Annotated in this window: 17 protein-coding genes; 11 read left to right on the forward strand and 6 right to left on the reverse strand. The window is 65.2% G+C overall.

All coding sequences use genetic code 11. From position 1 onward, the window contains the following. Positions 1-47: 47 nt before the first annotated feature. From nei to A5892_RS12870, 3 genes are all read right to left on the reverse strand, one after another. Positions 48-866 (reverse strand): endonuclease VIII, encoded by an 819-nt coding sequence (gene nei, locus A5892_RS12860; RefSeq protein ID WP_064123146.1) that lies wholly within the window; start codon positions 864-866, stop codon positions 48-50. Positions 867-874: 8 nt separating this feature from the next. Next, positions 875-2905, reverse strand: a complete 2031-nt coding sequence (uvrB, locus tag A5892_RS12865) for an excinuclease ABC subunit UvrB (RefSeq protein WP_064123147.1) — start codon at positions 2903-2905, stop codon at positions 875-877. Between the two features lie 102 nt (positions 2906-3007). Further along, positions 3008-3199 carry a heavy-metal-associated domain-containing protein gene (locus tag A5892_RS12870; RefSeq protein WP_027350403.1) on the reverse strand — a complete coding sequence of 64 codons (192 nt, stop codon included), beginning with the start codon at positions 3197-3199 and terminating at the stop codon, positions 3008-3010. A gap of 203 nt (positions 3200-3402) precedes the next feature. Between A5892_RS12870 and ygfZ the strand changes: the two genes are divergently transcribed. Continuing rightward, positions 3403-4353 (forward strand): CAF17-like 4Fe-4S cluster assembly/insertion protein YgfZ, encoded by a 951-nt coding sequence (ygfZ, locus tag A5892_RS12875; RefSeq protein WP_064123148.1) that lies wholly within the window; start codon positions 3403-3405, stop codon positions 4351-4353. Positions 4354-4933: 580 nt separating this feature from the next. Then, the gene (locus A5892_RS20280; protein WP_150123542.1) at positions 4934-5176 is read left to right on the forward strand and encodes a hypothetical protein; all 243 of its coding nucleotides are present in this window, start codon (positions 4934-4936) and stop codon (positions 5174-5176) included. 42 nt (positions 5177-5218) lie between these two features. Here the strand turns inward: A5892_RS20280 and A5892_RS12885 are convergent, their stop codons facing one another. The 3 genes from A5892_RS12885 to A5892_RS12895 all read right to left on the reverse strand — a co-directional run bounded on the left by A5892_RS12885 (position 5219) and on the right by A5892_RS12895 (position 8272). Next, the gene (locus tag A5892_RS12885; RefSeq protein WP_064123150.1) at positions 5219-5995 is read right to left on the reverse strand and encodes a TatD family hydrolase; all 777 of its coding nucleotides are present in this window, start codon (positions 5993-5995) and stop codon (positions 5219-5221) included. A gap of 13 nt (positions 5996-6008) precedes the next feature. Further along, positions 6009-6494, reverse strand: a complete 486-nt coding sequence (gene mscL, locus A5892_RS12890; protein ID WP_317627696.1) for a large conductance mechanosensitive channel protein MscL — start codon at positions 6492-6494, stop codon at positions 6009-6011. 191 nt (positions 6495-6685) lie between these two features. Then, on the reverse strand, positions 6686-8272 hold the full coding sequence (locus A5892_RS12895; RefSeq protein ID WP_064123151.1) for a peptide chain release factor 3: 1587 nt from the start codon (positions 8270-8272) through the stop codon (positions 6686-6688). 307 nt (positions 8273-8579) lie between these two features. Between A5892_RS12895 and A5892_RS12900 the strand changes: the two genes are divergently transcribed. The 9 genes from A5892_RS12900 to A5892_RS12940 all read left to right on the forward strand — a co-directional run bounded on the left by A5892_RS12900 (position 8580) and on the right by A5892_RS12940 (position 16634). Then, positions 8580-9050, forward strand: coding sequence for a hypothetical protein (locus tag A5892_RS12900; protein ID WP_150123543.1), 471 nt, complete (start codon positions 8580-8582; stop codon positions 9048-9050). A gap of 416 nt (positions 9051-9466) precedes the next feature. After that, the gene (locus tag A5892_RS12905; protein ID WP_064123153.1) at positions 9467-10735 is read left to right on the forward strand and encodes an ATP-binding protein; all 1269 of its coding nucleotides are present in this window, start codon (positions 9467-9469) and stop codon (positions 10733-10735) included. A 234-nt stretch (positions 10736-10969) separates the two neighbouring features. Then, a complete protein-coding gene (locus tag A5892_RS12910; RefSeq protein ID WP_064123154.1) occupies positions 10970-11506 on the forward strand; it encodes a response regulator transcription factor in 537 nt (178 codons plus the stop codon). Between the two features lie 16 nt (positions 11507-11522). Then, the gene (locus A5892_RS12915) at positions 11523-12353 is read left to right on the forward strand and encodes an inositol monophosphatase family protein (protein WP_064123155.1); all 831 of its coding nucleotides are present in this window, start codon (positions 11523-11525) and stop codon (positions 12351-12353) included. 109 nt (positions 12354-12462) lie between these two features. After that, the gene (locus A5892_RS12920; protein ID WP_064124492.1) at positions 12463-13365 is read left to right on the forward strand and encodes an acetyltransferase; all 903 of its coding nucleotides are present in this window, start codon (positions 12463-12465) and stop codon (positions 13363-13365) included. Then, positions 13293-14207, forward strand: coding sequence for a M23 family metallopeptidase (locus A5892_RS12925; RefSeq protein ID WP_082890449.1), 915 nt, complete (start codon positions 13293-13295; stop codon positions 14205-14207). Before A5892_RS12920 ends, A5892_RS12925 begins: the two co-directional genes overlap by 73 nt. 7 nt (positions 14208-14214) lie before the next feature. Then, the gene (locus A5892_RS12930; protein WP_223302660.1) at positions 14215-15459 is read left to right on the forward strand and encodes a glycosyltransferase family 4 protein; all 1245 of its coding nucleotides are present in this window, start codon (positions 14215-14217) and stop codon (positions 15457-15459) included. Further along, positions 15431-15991, forward strand: a complete 561-nt coding sequence (locus A5892_RS12935; protein WP_064123156.1) for a phosphatase PAP2 family protein — start codon at positions 15431-15433, stop codon at positions 15989-15991. Before A5892_RS12930 ends, A5892_RS12935 begins: the two co-directional genes overlap by 29 nt. A gap of 7 nt (positions 15992-15998) precedes the next feature. Further along, positions 15999-16634 (forward strand): alpha-ketoglutarate-dependent dioxygenase AlkB family protein, encoded by a 636-nt coding sequence (locus A5892_RS12940; RefSeq protein ID WP_064123157.1) that lies wholly within the window; start codon positions 15999-16001, stop codon positions 16632-16634.

The raw sequence follows: 16634 nt of genomic DNA on the forward strand, positions 1-16634 counted from the left end.
GGTAGCCGTGCAAAACGCCCGGCAGCACTCCACCGCCGGCGCTCCGGCTAGCGCTGGCAATGCGGACAGCAATACAGCCGGCGCGAGGCCACCAGCCGTCGCCCGATCGGCGTGCCGCAGGCGTGGCACGGCTCCCCCGCCCGGCCGAACACCGCATGACGCCAGTGCCGGCGGGTCAGGCCCTGCGCGATCATCGGCTCACGCCAGGCCGCGAGGTTGGTCACCCCCGCGCGGCGATAGGCGCGGCGGGTAACGCTCAGAATGCGCTCGGCGAGCATCGCGCACTGCGCGTCGTCGAGCTCACGCGGGCGCCACTCGGGCAGGAGGCCGGCGAAGAACAGCGCCTCCGAGCGCAGATAGTTGCCGATGCCGGCGAGAAAGCCCTGATCGAGCAGCAGCACACCGAGCTGGCGCGACGAAAACTCGCGCAGGCGCAGCCGAGCCACCACATCGGCGACGTCGACCCCGGGGTCGAGCGGTTCAGGACCGAGCCGCGAAAGGAACGGATGGTGCGCCAGTTCCTCCTCTCGCCAGAGCGAGATATCCGAGGCACTGAATAGCCAGGCATCGTGACGGGCGGTGGAAAGCCGCAGCCGAGGGGAACGCGCGGTGACGGGCATCTCGCCGCGCCGGCCGATACGCCAGACACCGTAGAGCTGGTTGTGCGAATAGATCACCGAGCCCTCGTCGAAGCGGCTCAGCAGCGCCTTGCCCCGGCTCGTCACCGAGGTGAGCCGACGCCCTTCCAGCCGCGAGACCTGGGCCTGCAGATGAGGAAAAGCGAACCAAGCCCGCTCGATCACCCGGCCGCCGAGCAGGCGGTCGAGGCGATCGGCGAGACGACGGATCTCGGGACCTTCGGGCATCTCCCGGCTCAGCCCAGCGCGAGCTGACGTTCGTTGAGCAGGTGGAGCCGATCGCGCAGCTCGGCGGCGCGCTCGAACTCGAGATTCTGCGCGGCAAGGCGCATCTGCTCTTCGAGCCGGGCTGCCTCGCGCGCAAGCTCCTGCGGCCCCATCAGCGCCAGTGCCTGGTCGTCGGGGCCGGCCTTGGACGCGCTCGCGCCGCGCTCGTCGCGACGCTTGCTCCTGCGCGTGCCGGGTGCCTGGGCCCCCTCCATGATATCGGCGACGCTCTTGGTCACCGTCCGCGGCGTGATGCCGTGCTCGGCGTTGAATTCGACCTGCTTGGCGCGCCGGCGATCGGTCTCGTCGATCGCCCGACGCATCGAGTCGGTGATCCGGTCGCCATAGAGAATCGCCTTGCCGTTGGCGTTGCGCGCCGCCCGGCCGATGGTCTGGATCAGCGAGCGGGTAGAGCGCAGGAAGCCCTCCTTGTCGGCATCGAGAATCGCCACCAGCGAGACCTCGGGAATGTCGAGCCCCTCGCGCAGCAGGTTGATCCCGACCAGCACGTCGAACTTGCCAAGACGCAGATCGCGAATGATCTCGACGCGCTCGACGGTATCGATATCGGAGTGCAGGTAGCGCACCCGAATGCCGTGCTCATCGAGGTACTCGGTCAGGTCCTCGGCCATGCGCTTGGTCAGGGTGGTGACCAGCACCCGCTCGCCGACCTCGACGCGCAGGCGGATCTCGGAGAGCAGGTCGTCGACCTGAGTCGAAGCCGGACGCACCTCCACCACCGGGTCGAGCAGCCCGGTGGGGCGCACCACCTGCTCGACCACCTGGCCTGCGTGCTCTTCCTCGTAGTTACCCGGCGTCGCCGAGACGAACACCGTCTGCGGCACGATGCCCTCCCACTCCTCGAAGGTCATCGGCCGGTTGTCGAGCGCCGACGGCAGGCGGAAACCGTACTCGACCAGGGTCTCCTTGCGCGAACGGTCGCCGCGATACATGCCACCGACCTGCGGCACGCTGACGTGGGACTCATCGATGAACAGCAGGGCGTCGTCCGGCAGGTAGTCGAAGAAGGTCGGCGGCGCCTGCCCAGGCGCGCGCCCAGAGAGATAGCGCGAGTAGTTCTCGATCCCGTTGCAGTAGCCGAGTTCGAGCATCATCTCGATATCGTAGAGGGTACGCTGCTCGAGACGCTGCGCCTCGACCAGCTTGTCGTTGCTGCGCAGATGATCGAGGCGCTCCTTGAGCTCCGCCTTGATCGACTCGATCGCACCGAGAATGGTCTCGCGCGGGGTGACGTAGTGCGATTTAGGATAGATCGTCATCCGCGGCACCTTGCCGCGCACCTCGCCGGTCAAGGGGTCGAACAGGCTGATCGTATCGATCTCGTCATCGAACAGTTCGATGCGTACCGCCTCGTCCTCGGCATCGGCGGGGAAAACGTCGATCACGTCCCCGCGCACGCGATAGGTACCGCGGCGGAAATCGGCGTCGTTTCTGGTGTATTGCAGCTCGGCGAGCCGGCGCAGGAAGGAGCGCTGGTCGATCAGTTCGCCCCGGTTGAAGTGCATCCGCATCTTCATGTACTGCTCGGGATCACCCAGGCCGTAGATCGCCGACACCGAGACCACGATCAGGGCATCGCGCCGCTCGAGCAGCGCCTTGGTCGCCGACAGCCGCATCTGCTCGATGTGGTCGTTGATCGAGGCGTCCTTCTCGATGAAGGTATCCGACGAGGGAACGTAGGCCTCCGGCTGGTAGTAGTCGTAGTAGGAGACGAAATACTCGATCGCGTTATCGGGGAAGAACGCCTTGAACTCGCCGTAGAGCTGCGCCGCCAGGGTCTTGTTCGGCGCCAGCACGATGGTTGGGCGCTGCAGCCGCTCGACCACGTTGGCCATGGTGAAGGTCTTGCCCGAGCCGGTCACCCCGAGCAGGGTCTGGTGCGCCAGCCCCGCCTCGAGGCCGGCCACCAGCGAATCGATCGCAGCAGGCTGGTCGCCAGCGGGTTGGTAGCGGGATTCGATGCGAAACGGCTTGCTCATGGCACCTGGCTCCTGGGGTGACGCTGAAAGGGCGCAATCACTGTATATATGGCCAGAAACGTTACGATGCAAGGGCGAGCGCCACGACTGCCCGGCAAACGTTCAGCCCTTGACCTTGAAACCGGCGCGCTCTACCGCCTTGACCAGCTGGCCGCGATTGACCTGTCCTTCCACCTCGGCCCACTCGCGCGCGACCTCGACGTTGTCGACGCCGTCGAGTTCGATCAGCGCGGTGGTGAGACGATTGACGTCCTCGACGCTCTTGAGACCCTCGAGATTGAGAGAGACGGCCATGGGTGACTCCTTGATCAAGCGGTTGATGATTCGATTGGCGCCACCATTCTAGCCCCCGCCCCCGAGCCCGGCGATTGAAAAACGCACCATCAACCCGGATATTGGCCCGAATGAACGGACGACCCTGCCAGCAGGTCACAGCTGATGGTCGAACCACTTTCCACTCGCGTCCAGCACGCGAGCCCAGCGGAGATCCACCCGCCATGAGCGATTTCATCCTCGGCGCCCCTGCCCCCTTGAACGTCCATCTCTCACGGCTGGCCGTGGTCGAGGTGGCGGGCAAGGACGCCGAGCGCTTCCTCCAGGGCCAGATCAGTGCCCAAGTGGGCCACGCGGACGATCGCTTCGCCCCTTATGGCGTGTTCTGCACCCCCAAGGGACGAGTGATCGCCAACGTCCAGCTGCTGCGTGCCGAGCCCGAGCGCTACTGGCTGATCACGCCTACCAGCCTGAGCGAGACTCTGCGCGCGCACTTGGCCAAGTACGCGGTGTTCTTCAAGACCGAGATTCGCCAGCGTGACGATATCGGTCTCTACGGGCTCGCCGGGGAAGACAAGCGCATCAACGAATGGCTCGAGGTCGCAACGCTGCCGCGCCGGACCGGCGAGGTACAGCGCGACGACCAGCGCTGGCTGATTCGCGCCCCCGGAGAAGGACGGGTCCTGGCGCTGGGCACCGCGCCAAGCGGCGCCGAGGCGGCTACCCGAGCGATCGAGTCACGCTGGTGGCTGGAGGAGATCCGCCACGGTGTGGCTTGGCTCGAGGCGAGCCAGAGCGACGCCTGGCTTCCGCAAATGATCAACTGGGAAGCGCTCGGCGGGATCAGCTTCAAGAAGGGCTGCTATACCGGCCAGGAAGTAGTCGCCCGCGCCCACTATCGCGGCCAGGTGAAAAAACGCCTGGCACGGCTCGCAGTCGAGGGCGATGCAACGATCGCGGTAGGCGACCCGGTGCTCGATCGCGAGAGCGGCAAATCGGTCGGCACGGTGGTAGCCGTGGAGCCGAACGAGCAAGGTGGCAGCGAAATGCTCGCGGTGGTGACGCTACGAGAAGCGCCTATTGCGCTGAGCGTCGGCAGTGCCGAGGCCGCACGGCTCGAGTTGCCCTACGCAGTGGAACGGCTCGATCCGGAAACCCTGGTGGCGGAGGATTAACACCGGGGGTGCCCGATGCACCCGGCTGCATGGCTTTGGGCTCCCGGCCGGCCAGCAGGGCATGAGCTACGCGCATCAGCCGGCCGGGTGATCGCAAGGGCACGGCTGCGCCGGGGACAATACCCATACAAAAATTATTGACATTATTCCCGCTTCGCTCAAAATGTTTCGAATTGTTACATTTTGACGCACTATGTCACTCACTCATCATGGTGAAGTTGCACGCACCGCGAACAGCCCGCTGGGCACGAGCCGAATCCCAACGCCCTAGACCGCAGCGGATTCGGCCAGCCTCAGCTGCCTTGCAGGCAACCGCGCGTTGAACATTGGAAGTCACTGCCCGGCCATGGAATGGGTCGGCGCCGGCCCGGCGTGCGTCGAGACCATTGCGCTTGAGCGTTAATCCATGACCAGCGAAGCCCCCCGCTCCACTGATCCGATGCCCTCGGCAACCATCGGCGCCGGAGATGAACATTTGCCGGCGTCCGCCGAGGATAGAGCCCGCATCATCAGACGACTGCTCTCGCCTGCGAGGATGCATGGGCCGAACACATTCGGCGGCGTCTTCAAGGAGATCCTGATGAAGACCCTGGCGCACAGGGTGAGAACGCAAAGAAGCGGCCCGTTCAACAACCTCTCAGGCAGGAAAGCACTGGACATCCTGGTCGCGGAAAAGCTCCAGATACCGCTGCAGGAGGCAAAATCGATGTCCAACGACGCGCTGTTCCTGATCCTCCACGATGAACTGCTGTCGGTGGCGATCGAGGATGCCTACTTCCAGATCGCAATCGGCAGCGAGCCCCCATCGCCTTGCGCCCCATAGCCGACGGCCTTTCCACACCAGCGTGGAAGAACCTCAGCCCATTCAGGCCCTGGAGCGGAACAGCGCCCGCACATTGGCGCTGGTGGTCTCACCGAGCCGCGCAGGCTCTAAACCCCTCAGTCGCGCCACCTCGGCGGCCACCAGAGGGAGGTTGGAGGGGGTATTGCGCTGTTCGCGACCGCGCAGTGGCGCCGGCAGCATGTCTGGAGAATCGGTCTCGAGCACGAAGCCATCCTCTGGCAGTGCCGCCACCACGCGCTTGAGCTTTTGCGCACGATCGAAGGTCACCGCACCGCCGATGCCGAGCAAAAAGCCCGCGTCGAGGAAGCGCTCGGCCTGTTGAAGACTGCCCGCGAAGGCATGGATAAGACCTCCCGGCAGCCGTGGATGACGGCTGAGCCGCTGGGCGACCTGGTCATTGAGCCGAACGCAGTGCACTACCACCGGCAGCCGCAGGCGCTCGGCGATCGATAGCTGCGCGTCGAACAGCGCCCACTGGGAATCATCGCACGATCTCGCATCGACTCCGCACTCACCGAGTGCGACGACCCCAGCCGGCCGCGTCGAGAGCAGCCGCTCGAGCGCATCCAGATCGTTGTCTTCGCCCTCGCACCGATGCTCGAACCAGGGGTGCAGGCCGAGGCATACCGATACCTCCGCGTGCCGCTGCGCCAGGGCCAGCAGCGGCGCCCAGCTGGCGCGGTCGGTGGCGGCACAAACGAAAGCGCGGACCCCGTGGGTCCGCGCCGCCTCGATGACCGCCTCACGATCCGAATCGAATGCGTCGGCGGCAAGATGGCAATGGGCATCGATCAGCATCGAAGCGCAGGCCTCAGCTGGCTGGCTGAGCGACCTCGAGCTCGGAGGTGCACGCCGAGCAACGAGTCGCCTTCAGCGGCACGCTGGAGAGGCAGTACGGGCACTCCTTGGTGGTCGGCGCGGCCGCGGCCTCTTCCTTCTGGGTCATACGCTGCAGCTTGGTGATGTTGCGGATCAGCATGAAGCAAACCAGCGCGACCAGCAGGAAGGAGATGGTGGCGTTGAGGAACAGCCCGAAGTTGATCGTCACCGCACCGGCCGCCTGGGCATCGGCGAGCGTGGCGTAGGGCCCTGCGGTGGCGCCATCGCGCAGGGTGACGAACAGGTCGGTGAAGTTGAGCCCCCCGGTGATCAGACCGAGTATCGGGGTGAACACGTCCCGGACCAGGCTATTGACGATCGAGGTGAACGCCGCCCCGATGATGATCCCGATCGCCATGTCGACCACATTGCCCTTGACCGCGAAATCGCGAAAATCCTTGAGAAAGCCTGCCATCATCGTCTGACTCCTTGAATGTTATCTATCTCGGCGCCCAAAAGAACCGGGCGCCTCTGTCTTGTTGGATTATTACCGCTCTTGCGCGGCAACTTTTTGACATTAGTCGCCTTTGGTTCCCGTCGCTAGGGCACTGGGCCGGCCGGAAACGGCGCGTCCGCGCTTGGAACGGACGCGTTCATGCCAGCGCGAAGTCAGTGTTCACGGGTGGCGCGGAACTCGATATCGGGCCAGCGCTCCTGCATCAATTGCAGGTTGACCCGGGTCGGCGCCAGATAAGTGAGAAAGCCCCCGCCGTCGATGGCCAGGTTCTCGGTCGACTTGCGCTTGAGTTCGTCGAGCTTGCGCTCATCGCCATGCAGCCAACGCGCGGTCTGGACGTTGACCGCTTCATACAGGCAGTCGACTTTGTATTCGTCATGCAGCCGATGAGCGACCACATCGAACTGCAGCATGCCCACCGCGCCGACGATCAGATCGTTATTGTTGATCGGCATGAAAACCTGCGTAGCGCCCTCCTCGGAGAGCTGCTGGAGCCCTTTCTGCAGCGCCTTGGCCTTGAGCGGATCCTTCAGCCGTACACGCCGGAAGAGCTCCGGGGCGAAGTGAGGAATCCCGGTGAAGCGCATCATTTCGCCCGCGGTGAAGGTATCGCCGATCTGGATCGTGCCGTGGTTGTGCAACCCGATGATGTCACCCGGCCAGGCTTCATCGACCTGGCTGCGGTCGGCCGCCATGAAGGTCAGCGCATCGGCGATCTTGACGTCCTTGCCGAGCCTCACATGGTGCATCTTCATGTTCTTCTCGTACCTGCCCGAACAGACCCTGAGAAACGCCACCCGGTCACGATGGCGCGGGTCCATGTTGGCCTGGATCTTGAACACGAAGCCGGTGAAACGCCCATCGTCGGGCGTCACCGCACGCTGGTCGGTCTGGTAGGTCTGCGGCGGCGGCGCGTACTCGACGAAGCCATCGAGCATCTCGCGCACGCCGAAGTTGCCCATCGCCGTGCCGAAGAACACCGGGGTCAGCTCACCGCGCCGATAGGCCTCGAGGTCGAACTGGTGCGAAGCCCCCCGCACCAGCTCGATCTCCTCGCGCAGCTCTCGAGCGACCTGGGCGCCAAGCACCGAGTCGACCTCGGCACTGTCGAGCCCATCGATGTGAACGTCGTCGGGGATCCGGTGGCCCTGCCCGGACTTGTAGAAAGACAGGCGATCCTCGAGCAAGTGGTAGACGCCCTTGAAGGCCTTGCCCATGCCGATCGGCCAGGTCACCGGCGCGCATTGGATGCCGAGCACGGTCTCGATCTCGTCCATCACCTCCACCGGGTCACGGGTTTCACGATCCATCTTGTTGATGAAGGTGAGAATCGGCGTGTCGCGCAGCCGACACACCTCCATCAGCTTGATCGTGCGCTCCTCGACGCCCTTGGCGCAGTCGACCACCATCAGGGCGGAGTCGACCGCGGTCAGGGTCCGATAGGTATCCTCGGAGAAGTCCTCGTGGCCGGGGGTGTCGAGCAGGTTGACGATCCGACCGCGGTAGGGGAACTGCATCACCGAGGTGGTCACCGAGATGCCGCGCTCCTGCTCCATCTTCATCCAGTCGGAGGTGGCGTGGCGCGCCTCGCGCTTGCTCTTGACCGCACCCGCGACCTGGATCGCATTGCCGAACAGCAAAAGCTTCTCGGTCAACGTGGTCTTGCCAGCGTCAGGGTGGGAGATGATGGCAAAGGTCCTTCTTAGCCCCGCTTCTTGGGCCTGCTGCGCAACTGACATCTAGGGATCCATTCGATTTCGTGCGTGCCTGCACGCAGATGGGAAAGTGCTATCGGCACCGTACTCCGCCGCCGAAGTCTGTGCGCGCATGATATCGCATCACTGCGTGATCTCGTACTCATCCGGCCCTTGCCCCCCCGGCGACGAGGCCCAAGTACCCCTGTGAGGCTGGACAACACGAGTCGGACTGACCAAGAATCGCGCTTGTCGGTACATCGTTCGGACACTCGTTTCGAAACACCGCGGCGGCGCCCTCCCCAGGGCACCGCCAACTCCTCTTGACCAGCACATCGCTTGGGCGGACACCGTGAGCGCAACACGTGACTATTTGATCGAAAGGGCACGCCGACTCATCGAACAGGAGGAGAAACTCGACCGTCGCGAGCTCGAGGCAGCGCGCCAGTGGGTACTGGCCGTACATCGGCTCTATGCGCGCCTCGGTAGCTGGCTCGATGAGATCAACGCCTCGAGGCTCGCCCACTCCACCGCCGCCGCCGAACTCACCGTCGAGCTCAGCAGCGAAGAGCAAGCGGTGCCGATCGAACAGTTCCGGGTCCATGCCGGCAGCCTGACGGTGACCCTCGATCCAACCCTGTTCGTCGGCGAGCAGCGGGTGATTCGCGCCGGCACCGAAGAACAGGCGCTGCTGCTGGTACGCACCGCCGCGGGCGCGTGGGAGATCGCCAGCCTCAAGGCCTCGGGGCGCCTTTCGAGCCGTCGCGACCCACTCGATCAAGAAAGTTTCTATGCCAGCTTGATCACGCTGCTGGGACTCTGAACGCGACAGGAGGAAAAACCGCCTTTTTCGATATGTAGTAAATTTACAACAACTAGACTTTGGTCTAACATGACCTTGCATTCGAATCGCCCCTCCTCACCCGATGCGAGGCCACTGCCATGCAAAGCGCCCATGAAGTGATGCTCAAGGAAGACCAGCGCATGCGACTGCGTCGTGCCCGTGAAGCCCACGAGCGCAACTTCCCGCAGCAGAAAGTAGCTTGACCCTCGCGCCCCGCGGCGCGCTTCTTCCCCAAGCACGGGCCATCGATCGATCGGTGGCCCGTGCTCGTTTCCAGTCGTGGCCGCTCTCCTCCGGGCCATCGTCCAAGGCGCTCGAGCCAACCCGACGCGACAATGCAACCAACGTGACTAGCCGTTAAGATAGCGGTCCCTTTTCCGGTTTGAGCGGTATCCATGGATCCCACCCAGCCCCCGCTGTCACTGTCGACACCGAGCCAGAACCTGATTCGCCTGACGATCATGCGCGGGATCACCTGGACGGGCTTTTTGATCGCGGTGATCACCGGGATCGAACTGTTGGACTTCAAGCTCGACGTACTGCTGGTGATCTCGACGATTCTCTCGATGGCGGCGTTCAATGTCGCCACCTGGTGGCGCCTGGGCCGCAATCGTCCAGTCACCGCGCGCGAGTACACCTACCACCTGCTGATCGAGATCGCGGGCCTCACCCTGGTGTTCTATCTCACCGGCGGTGCGACCAACCCAGTCGTCACCTACCTGCTGGTGCCGGTCACCATCGCCGCCGCCACCCTGCGCTGGCGCGATGCCCTGCTGATCGCAAGCGTCGCGGTGCTCGCCTACCTGCTGTTGATGTTCTTCTATCTGCCGGTACCGGAGCTCTCCCGCGAGGTGCGCGGGCTGCCGTTCAACCTGCATATCATCGGCATGGGCCTCAACTTCCTGCTCTGCACGGTGCTGGTGACCTTCTTCATCTCGAAGATGGCGCTGGCGCTGCGCCGACGCGACCTGACGCTGTCGCGTACCCGCGAAGCCGCACTGCGCAACGAGCAGGTGATCGCGGTAGCCAGCCAGGCGGCGGGCACGGCCCATGAACTCGGTACTCCGCTGTCGACCATTGCGGTGGTGCTCAGCGAGATGCGCGCGGAGCTCAAGGAGCACCCCGCCCTGCTGCAGGACATCGACCTGATCAAGCGCCAGGTCGAGACCTGCAAGGCGCATCTGCGCGCGCTCGCCGCCAGCGCCGAACGCAAGGCCGACGGCATCGAGCAACTCGATGCCGCGGCCTGGTTCGGAGCAGTGATAAACCGCTGGCTGGTGATGCGCCATGACGTCAGCTACCACTTCGAGGTGGAAAAAGGGCGGCCACCGCAGATCGAGGTCGACACCACGCTCGACCAAGCGGTGATGAACCTGCTCAACAATGCCGCCGACGCCAATCCCGACAACATCGAGCTGCGCCTCTACTGGGACGACGAGCGGGTGTACTTCGAGATTCGCGACTACGGCCCTGGCGTACCGCTGGAGATCGCCGACCAACTCGGCGAGACCTTCGTTTCGACCAAGTCCAAGGGCATGGGGATCGGACTGTTTCTGACCCACTCGACCCTCGATCGTTTTGGCGGCGGCGTGAGCCTGTACAATCACCACGGAGGCGGCACCCTCACAGAGGTGAGCCTGCCCATCGCCGGTGGCATCCAGTAGGTTGGGTCCGCAATACGCGCACGAAAATGCGCACGACCCCACCCTGGACCTGTCCGGGAAAACAAAAACGAGCGTAGACGAAACGGGCCAGACGGCCGGAAGGCGGAAGGCGGAAGCTGCGAACCGAGTTCGCGGGCGCCCCCATCCGTTCCGGCTTTTTCCAAGGGCCCCGGAAAGCACGCTACTTTCGCGGGAAGACCGGCCTGCGCCGGTCACGACAAGAGAACGAGCGCCATGGATCAGCCGATCACCTTTCTGATCGTCGACGACGACGAACTCTTCTGCCAAGTAATGGAGCGAGCGATGAAGCGCCGCGGTTTCGAGGTGATGGTCGCCCAGACCGCCACCGACGCGATGCAGCTCGCCCATCGACACGCCCCGGACTATGCCACCGTCGACTTGAAGCTCGAAGAGAGCTCGGGGCTCAAGCTGCTGCCCGAACTGCTCTCGATCAACCCGAACTGCAAGGCGGTGATTCTGACCGGATACTCGAGCATCTCGACCGCGGTCGAGGCGATCAAGCTCGGTGCCACCAACTACCTGTGCAAGCCGGTGGATGCCGACGAGGTACTGCACGCGCTGCACCACACCTCCCCGGATCCGGACACCGAGATCGCCGAGCACCCGCCCTCGGTCAATCGCCTGACCTGGGAACACATCCAACGCGTGCTCCATGAACACGACGGCAACATCTCGGCCACAGCGCGCAGCCTCGGCATGCATCGCCGCACCCTGCAACGCAAGCTGCAGAAACGCCCCGTCAAACGCTGACCCCCGGAGAGTTTGCATGTCATCATCATTGAGGCTCGAAGAGCGTCTCGACTTCACCCTCGCCCTCGCCCGCCAGGCCGGCGAAACGATCGTCGCCGCCCGCCGCGAGGCAAGCTTCGCCAAGAGCCTCAAACGCGGCGTGGAGCTCGTCACCGACACCGATGTGGCGGTCGACCGGCAGATCGCCGCGGCGCTCGACCAACGCTTCCCCAATGAGAGCCGACTGACCGAGGAGCTGACCCCGGACTCCCGCCAGGTCGATCTCGAGGCGGCGCTTTGGATCGTCGACCCCATCGACGGCACGGTGAACTTCGCCCACGGCCACCACCACGTCGCGGTGTCGATCGCCTGGGCGCTGGATGGCGAGATCCAGCTCGGCGTGGTCCACGCGCCCTTCCTCGATGAAACCTTCAGCGCAATCCGCGGCCGAGGGGCATGGCTCAACGGCGCACCGATCGCTGCCAGCTCCGCCGACGCCTTCGATGAAGCACTCATCGCCACCGGTTTTTCCTATACCCGCGCAGACAGGGCTAAGCAGGTGGCACGCCTTGCGCGCGTACTCGACGCCGGACGCGACGTGCGGCGCAACGGCTCGGCGGCGCTGGATCTGTGCGGTGTCGCCTGTGGCCGCCTTGACGCCTACTACGAAAGCGTCTCGCCCTGGGACTTCGCCGCCGGTCGGCTGATCGCCGCAGAGGCCGGTGCCTTGATCGGCCATCTCGGCCCGGTGCCGGCAGGCATTCCCGCCGAACTGCATGGCGAGGACCTGATCTGCTGCGCACCAAAGCTCGAGGCGCAACTGCGTGCGCTGCTGGCGCAGGCCGATCGCGACTTCGCCGCGGCCTGAGCGGCCGTTGCAAGCGATTGCCGCGCCAGCGACGACGCCAGGCCCGCTCGCCCGCGGCCTGCCGACTGTGCGACAATCGCGCCATGATCAGCACAGCCTTTTCGCGCCCATGCCGCGCATCGACCGCCTGACCGCGCCCTTGAGGGGCGCGGTCAGTGCGCTTCTTCTGTGCCTCACCACCCTCTTCTGGGGCGTGCCGCTGTGCCTGCTCGCGGCGGCGAAGCCGCTGGCATTGAGCCCCGCGCTGCGCCGGGCGGTCACCCACGGCCTCGATGAAACCGCTCAGCGCTGGCTCTCGACCAACCTCGTCTGGATACGCTGGTGGCTCAACCCGCGGATCGAGGCGACGATTCCAGCGGGAGTCTCGATCGACGCCTGGTGGCTGGTGATCAGCAACCATCGCAGCTGGACCGATATCTTCGTGCTCCAGCACGCGCTGTGCCGACGGCTTTCACCGCCGCGCTTTCTGGTCAAGCGCGAGCTGCGCTGGCTCCCCATCGTTGGCCTTGCATTCTGGGCGATGGAGTTCCCACTGCTGCGCCGCAGCCGGGACGCTTCCGAGCGAGACCTGCGACAGATGCAAAGGATGTGCGAGCTCGCCCAGCGCTCTCCGACGACGTTCTACGTCTTCGCCGAAGGCACTCGCTTCACCCGGGCCAAGCATGACGCCCAGCGAAGCCCCCATGCCCACCTGCTCAAACCCCGGGCGGGTGGCTGCGCCCAGGTGGCCGCGCTGCTCGGTGACCGACTTGCCGGCGTCCTCGATGCCACGCTGGTCTATCGTACGAGGCAAGGGGAGCCTCTACGGGTCGGCTTCTGGGACTTTCTTTGCGGGCGCACCCCACCGATCGAGCTTCACATCCAGCAGCGAGCGCTGCCCGAGTGGACGCGCCACGGTGACTATCTCAACGACGAGCACTACAGGAAACGCTTCCAAGCATGGATCAACTCGCTTTGGCAGGAAAAGGATCACCTGCTCGCGTCGCGCTCCCGCATCTCGGGTATTGGCTGACCCTGCTGCTGGTCGTGCTGATCGCCGGTTGTGCCAGCAGCGGCGGCGGTAGCGCCGGCAGCGGTGGTGGCTGGTACGTAGTGCAACGGGGCGATACGCTGCACGGCATCGCCAATCGCGCGGGCGTGCCGCTTTTGAGGGTGCAACGCTTCAACCCGACGATCTCTCCGGACCGCCTGGAGGTTGGACAGCGCCTGCGCCTGCCCGATGGAGAGGAGCGCGCCCCCGGCAGCGGCAGCTATCAATATCGCGTCCGTGCGGGCGACACCTTCACTGCGCTTGCGAACCTCTTCTCCACCAGCGCCGGCGCGATCCAGCAGGCCAACCCCGGGCTCTCCCCCAGCCAGTTGCCGGTCGGCCGGTTGATCTCGATTCCTCGCACCACCACCTCCTCCGGCGGCGTCGACATCAACCGCCAGCGGGCGATCGCCGCCAGCCGGGCCGCGCCCGCCGCACCGCTGCCGCGGGGCGTAGGCAATTGGCCTTGGCCGCTGCGCGACGCCCAGGTCAGCCGTGAGTTCGGCGCCGACGGACGCGGCTCGCTCCAGCCGATGCTGCTCACCGCGGGCTCCGACCTGGATGCCAAGGCGGTCTATCCCGGCACCGTCCGCTTCGCCGAGGAGATGCGCCAGCTCGGCCGGGTGGTGATCATTCACCATGCGAACGATCTACAGACGGTCTATGCTCAATGCGCGAGTCTTGAAGTTAGCGTTGGTGCCCAGGTCGCGCCCGGCACCCCGGTTTGTCGCTTGGCCCGTGATCCATCGACCCAGAGAGCTGAGTTGCTGTTCGACGTGCGCAACGCGGGCAAGCCGGTCGATCCGCGACGACTGCTGAGGTGATCAGGTCGTGACCTCTTCGTTCCAACTCAGCCATGGCGTCGGTTCCGCCGCCGGTATCGATCCCCTCTCCAGGGGGTCGGTCGAGCAGGTGCCCTGCCGGGTCGCCTTCGTCAGTGAGACTTGGCAACCCGAGATCAACGGCGTCACCCATACGCTCGGGCAGCTGGTCGCTCAGCTCGGCGCTCGCGGCTATCCGATGCAGCTGGTACGCCCTCGTCCCGAGGATGGCGGCCGTGATCCGGCGATGGAAGCGGAGCTCCAGGTCAAAGCGCTGCCGGTGCTCGACTACGATGGCGTGCAGATGGGTATCACCAGCCCCCGGCGGCTGCGCGATCACTGGCGTACGCATCGCCCGGACGTGATCTACATCGCCACCGAAGGGCCGCTTGGCCTGATCGCGCTGCGCGTCGCCCGCCGGCTCGGCATTCCGGTGGTCAGTGGCTTCCATACCAATTTCGACCACTACAGTCAGCACTACATCCTGCTGCGCATCGTACGGCCCTTCGTACGCACCTTCCTCAAGCGCTTCCACAACCGTACCCAGATCACCCTGGTGCCGACCAGCGCCCAGGCCGAGCGCATGACCAAGGCGGGCTATCGCAACGTGAAGGTGATGGGACGCGGCCTGGATCCAGCGCGCTTTTCACCGCGTTTTCGCGATCTGGCGCTGCGCAAGACCTGGGGTGCCGGCGACGACGACTGCGTGGCGCTGCACGTCGGGCGCCTGGCGGTGGAGAAGAACGTCACCTTGCTGATCGAGGCGCTCGAGGCGATGCGCGCGGCCAATCCTGACCAGATCGCGGTGATCGTCGGCGATGGGCCGCTGCGCAAGGAGGCCGAGCGTCGCCTGCCGTGGGTTCACTTCGCAGGATTCCTGCGCGATCAGGCGCTGGCCAGACATTACGCCAGTGCCGACCTGTTTCTCTTCCCTTCGCTTTCGGAAACCTTCGGCAACGTCGTCACCGAGGCGATGGCCAGCGGCCTGGCCACGCTCGCCTTCGACTATGCGGCGGCCGGTGAGCTGATCGAGCGCGGTCGTGAAGGTGTCACCGTGGCGTGCAATAATCCCGCCGGTTTCGTCGCCGCGGCCACCGAGCTCGCCGCCGACACCGAGCGAGTCCGGGCCCAGGGCCGCGCCGCCAGCGCACGGGTCTCTTCCCTCGGCTGGGAGCGAATCGCCGAGACCTTCATAGGACATCTGCATCAGGCACAGGAGGTGGGGGATGCGCGAAAAGATCTATCCGCTGTTTAAGCGCCTCGACATGATCGAGTGGCGAGCCTGCAATCGCATCGCCCGGCTCGGTGCCTATCGGCCGCTGCTCTGGCTGTTTCGTGTCGCCAGCCGGCTCGGCGACTACCCCGCCTGGGTCGTGCTGTGCTTCAGCGTGCCGCTGTTCCTCGGTGCGCGGGGCTGGCTGCTGGCCGTGAGCTGGGGACTCTGCGCGGCCTTTGGCGGCCTGCTCTATCGCCTGCTGAAGAACCAACTGTGTCGTGAACGGCCCTACATCTCCTTCGACATCATCCCGTGCACGATGCCGCCGCTCGACCGCTACAGCTTTCCAAGCGGCCACACCCTGCATGCGGTGATGTTCACTACCCTGGTCGCCTACTACGTGCCGGCGCTATTGGTAGTGGTGATTCCCTTCTCGGTGACGGTGATCCTCTCGCGGGTGATCCTCGGCCTCCACTATCTTACCGATGTCGCCGCCGGCGCCTTGATCGGCTTCGCCATCGCACGGCTCGGCATCCTCGCCATCGATAGCTCCTTCCCCGGCTGGTTCTGAGCCGGCCGTGACGATCGAAAGCTGGCAGCGTGTCCACCCGGTCCATGCCTTGTGGTATCGACGTAACCCGTTCGATGAGCGCAGCACTCTGCGGCTGCTGCGCTCGCTCGACGAGGAACTCGACTGGCAGCGGCCCGACATCACCCTGTTCGGCAAGCGCCACCCCATCCCCCGCAGCCAGGTATGGATGGGCGCCCCCGATCGGCGCTATCGCTACTCGCGCACGCTCTTCATCCCCTCACCGTGGCGCGCGGACCTCGCCGAGCTGTGCCAACGCGTCGACGCGCAGGCCAAGGCGCTGGCCGCTTCGCTGGGCTGGCCGGTGCCAGCGCCGCTGGACAGCGTGCTGATCAACCGCTATCAGAATGGCGACCAGCGAATGGGCTGGCACAGCGACGACGAGCCCGAGCTCGGCTTCGATCCGCTGATCGTCTCGCTGAGCCTCGGCGCCGCCCGGGTGATGCGCTTCAGACCCCGCCCCGGTACCGCGGGCGAGCCATTCGGCCTGAGCCTAGAACACGGCGCCCTGCTGGTGATGGGCCCCGGAGTGCAGCGGGCACTGCAGCATGCGCTGCCACCCAGGAAAGGCGCGGGACTGCGGATCAACCTCACCTTCAGAGCGATCCGCCATCCCGCCGGCTGA

It is taken from the genome of Halotalea alkalilenta (genome assembly GCF_001648175.1).
GTDB lineage: Bacteria > Pseudomonadota > Gammaproteobacteria > Pseudomonadales > Halomonadaceae > Halotalea > Halotalea alkalilenta_A.

Bases quoted from the DNA above. Each gene is read 5' to 3' on its own strand.
- nei (WP_064123146.1), bottom strand. From the start codon at position 866: ATGCCCGAAGGTCCCGAGATCCGTCGTCTCGCCGATCGCCTCGACCGC.
- uvrB (WP_064123147.1), bottom strand. From the start codon at position 2,905: ATGAGCAAGCCGTTTCGCATCGAATCCCGCTACCAACCCGCTGGCGAC.
- A5892_RS12870 (WP_027350403.1), bottom strand. From the start codon at position 3,199: ATGGCCGTCTCTCTCAATCTCGAGGGTCTCAAGAGCGTCGAGGACGTC.
- ygfZ (WP_064123148.1), top strand. From the start codon at position 3,403: ATGAGCGATTTCATCCTCGGCGCCCCTGCCCCCTTGAACGTCCATCTC.
- A5892_RS20280 (WP_150123542.1), top strand. From the start codon at position 4,934: ATGAAGACCCTGGCGCACAGGGTGAGAACGCAAAGAAGCGGCCCGTTC.
- A5892_RS12885 (WP_064123150.1), bottom strand. From the start codon at position 5,995: ATGCTGATCGATGCCCATTGCCATCTTGCCGCCGACGCATTCGATTCG.
- mscL (WP_317627696.1), bottom strand. From the start codon at position 6,494: ATGATGGCAGGCTTTCTCAAGGATTTTCGCGATTTCGCGGTCAAGGGC.
- A5892_RS12895 (WP_064123151.1), bottom strand. From the start codon at position 8,272: ATGTCAGTTGCGCAGCAGGCCCAAGAAGCGGGGCTAAGAAGGACCTTT.
- A5892_RS12905 (WP_064123153.1), top strand. From the start codon at position 9,467: ATGGATCCCACCCAGCCCCCGCTGTCACTGTCGACACCGAGCCAGAAC.
- A5892_RS12910 (WP_064123154.1), top strand. From the start codon at position 10,970: ATGGATCAGCCGATCACCTTTCTGATCGTCGACGACGACGAACTCTTC.
- A5892_RS12915 (WP_064123155.1), top strand. From the start codon at position 11,523: ATGTCATCATCATTGAGGCTCGAAGAGCGTCTCGACTTCACCCTCGCC.
- A5892_RS12920 (WP_064124492.1), top strand. From the start codon at position 12,463: ATGCCGCGCATCGACCGCCTGACCGCGCCCTTGAGGGGCGCGGTCAGT.
- A5892_RS12925 (WP_082890449.1), top strand. From the start codon at position 13,293: ATGGATCAACTCGCTTTGGCAGGAAAAGGATCACCTGCTCGCGTCGCG.
- A5892_RS12935 (WP_064123156.1), top strand. From the start codon at position 15,431: ATGCGCGAAAAGATCTATCCGCTGTTTAAGCGCCTCGACATGATCGAG.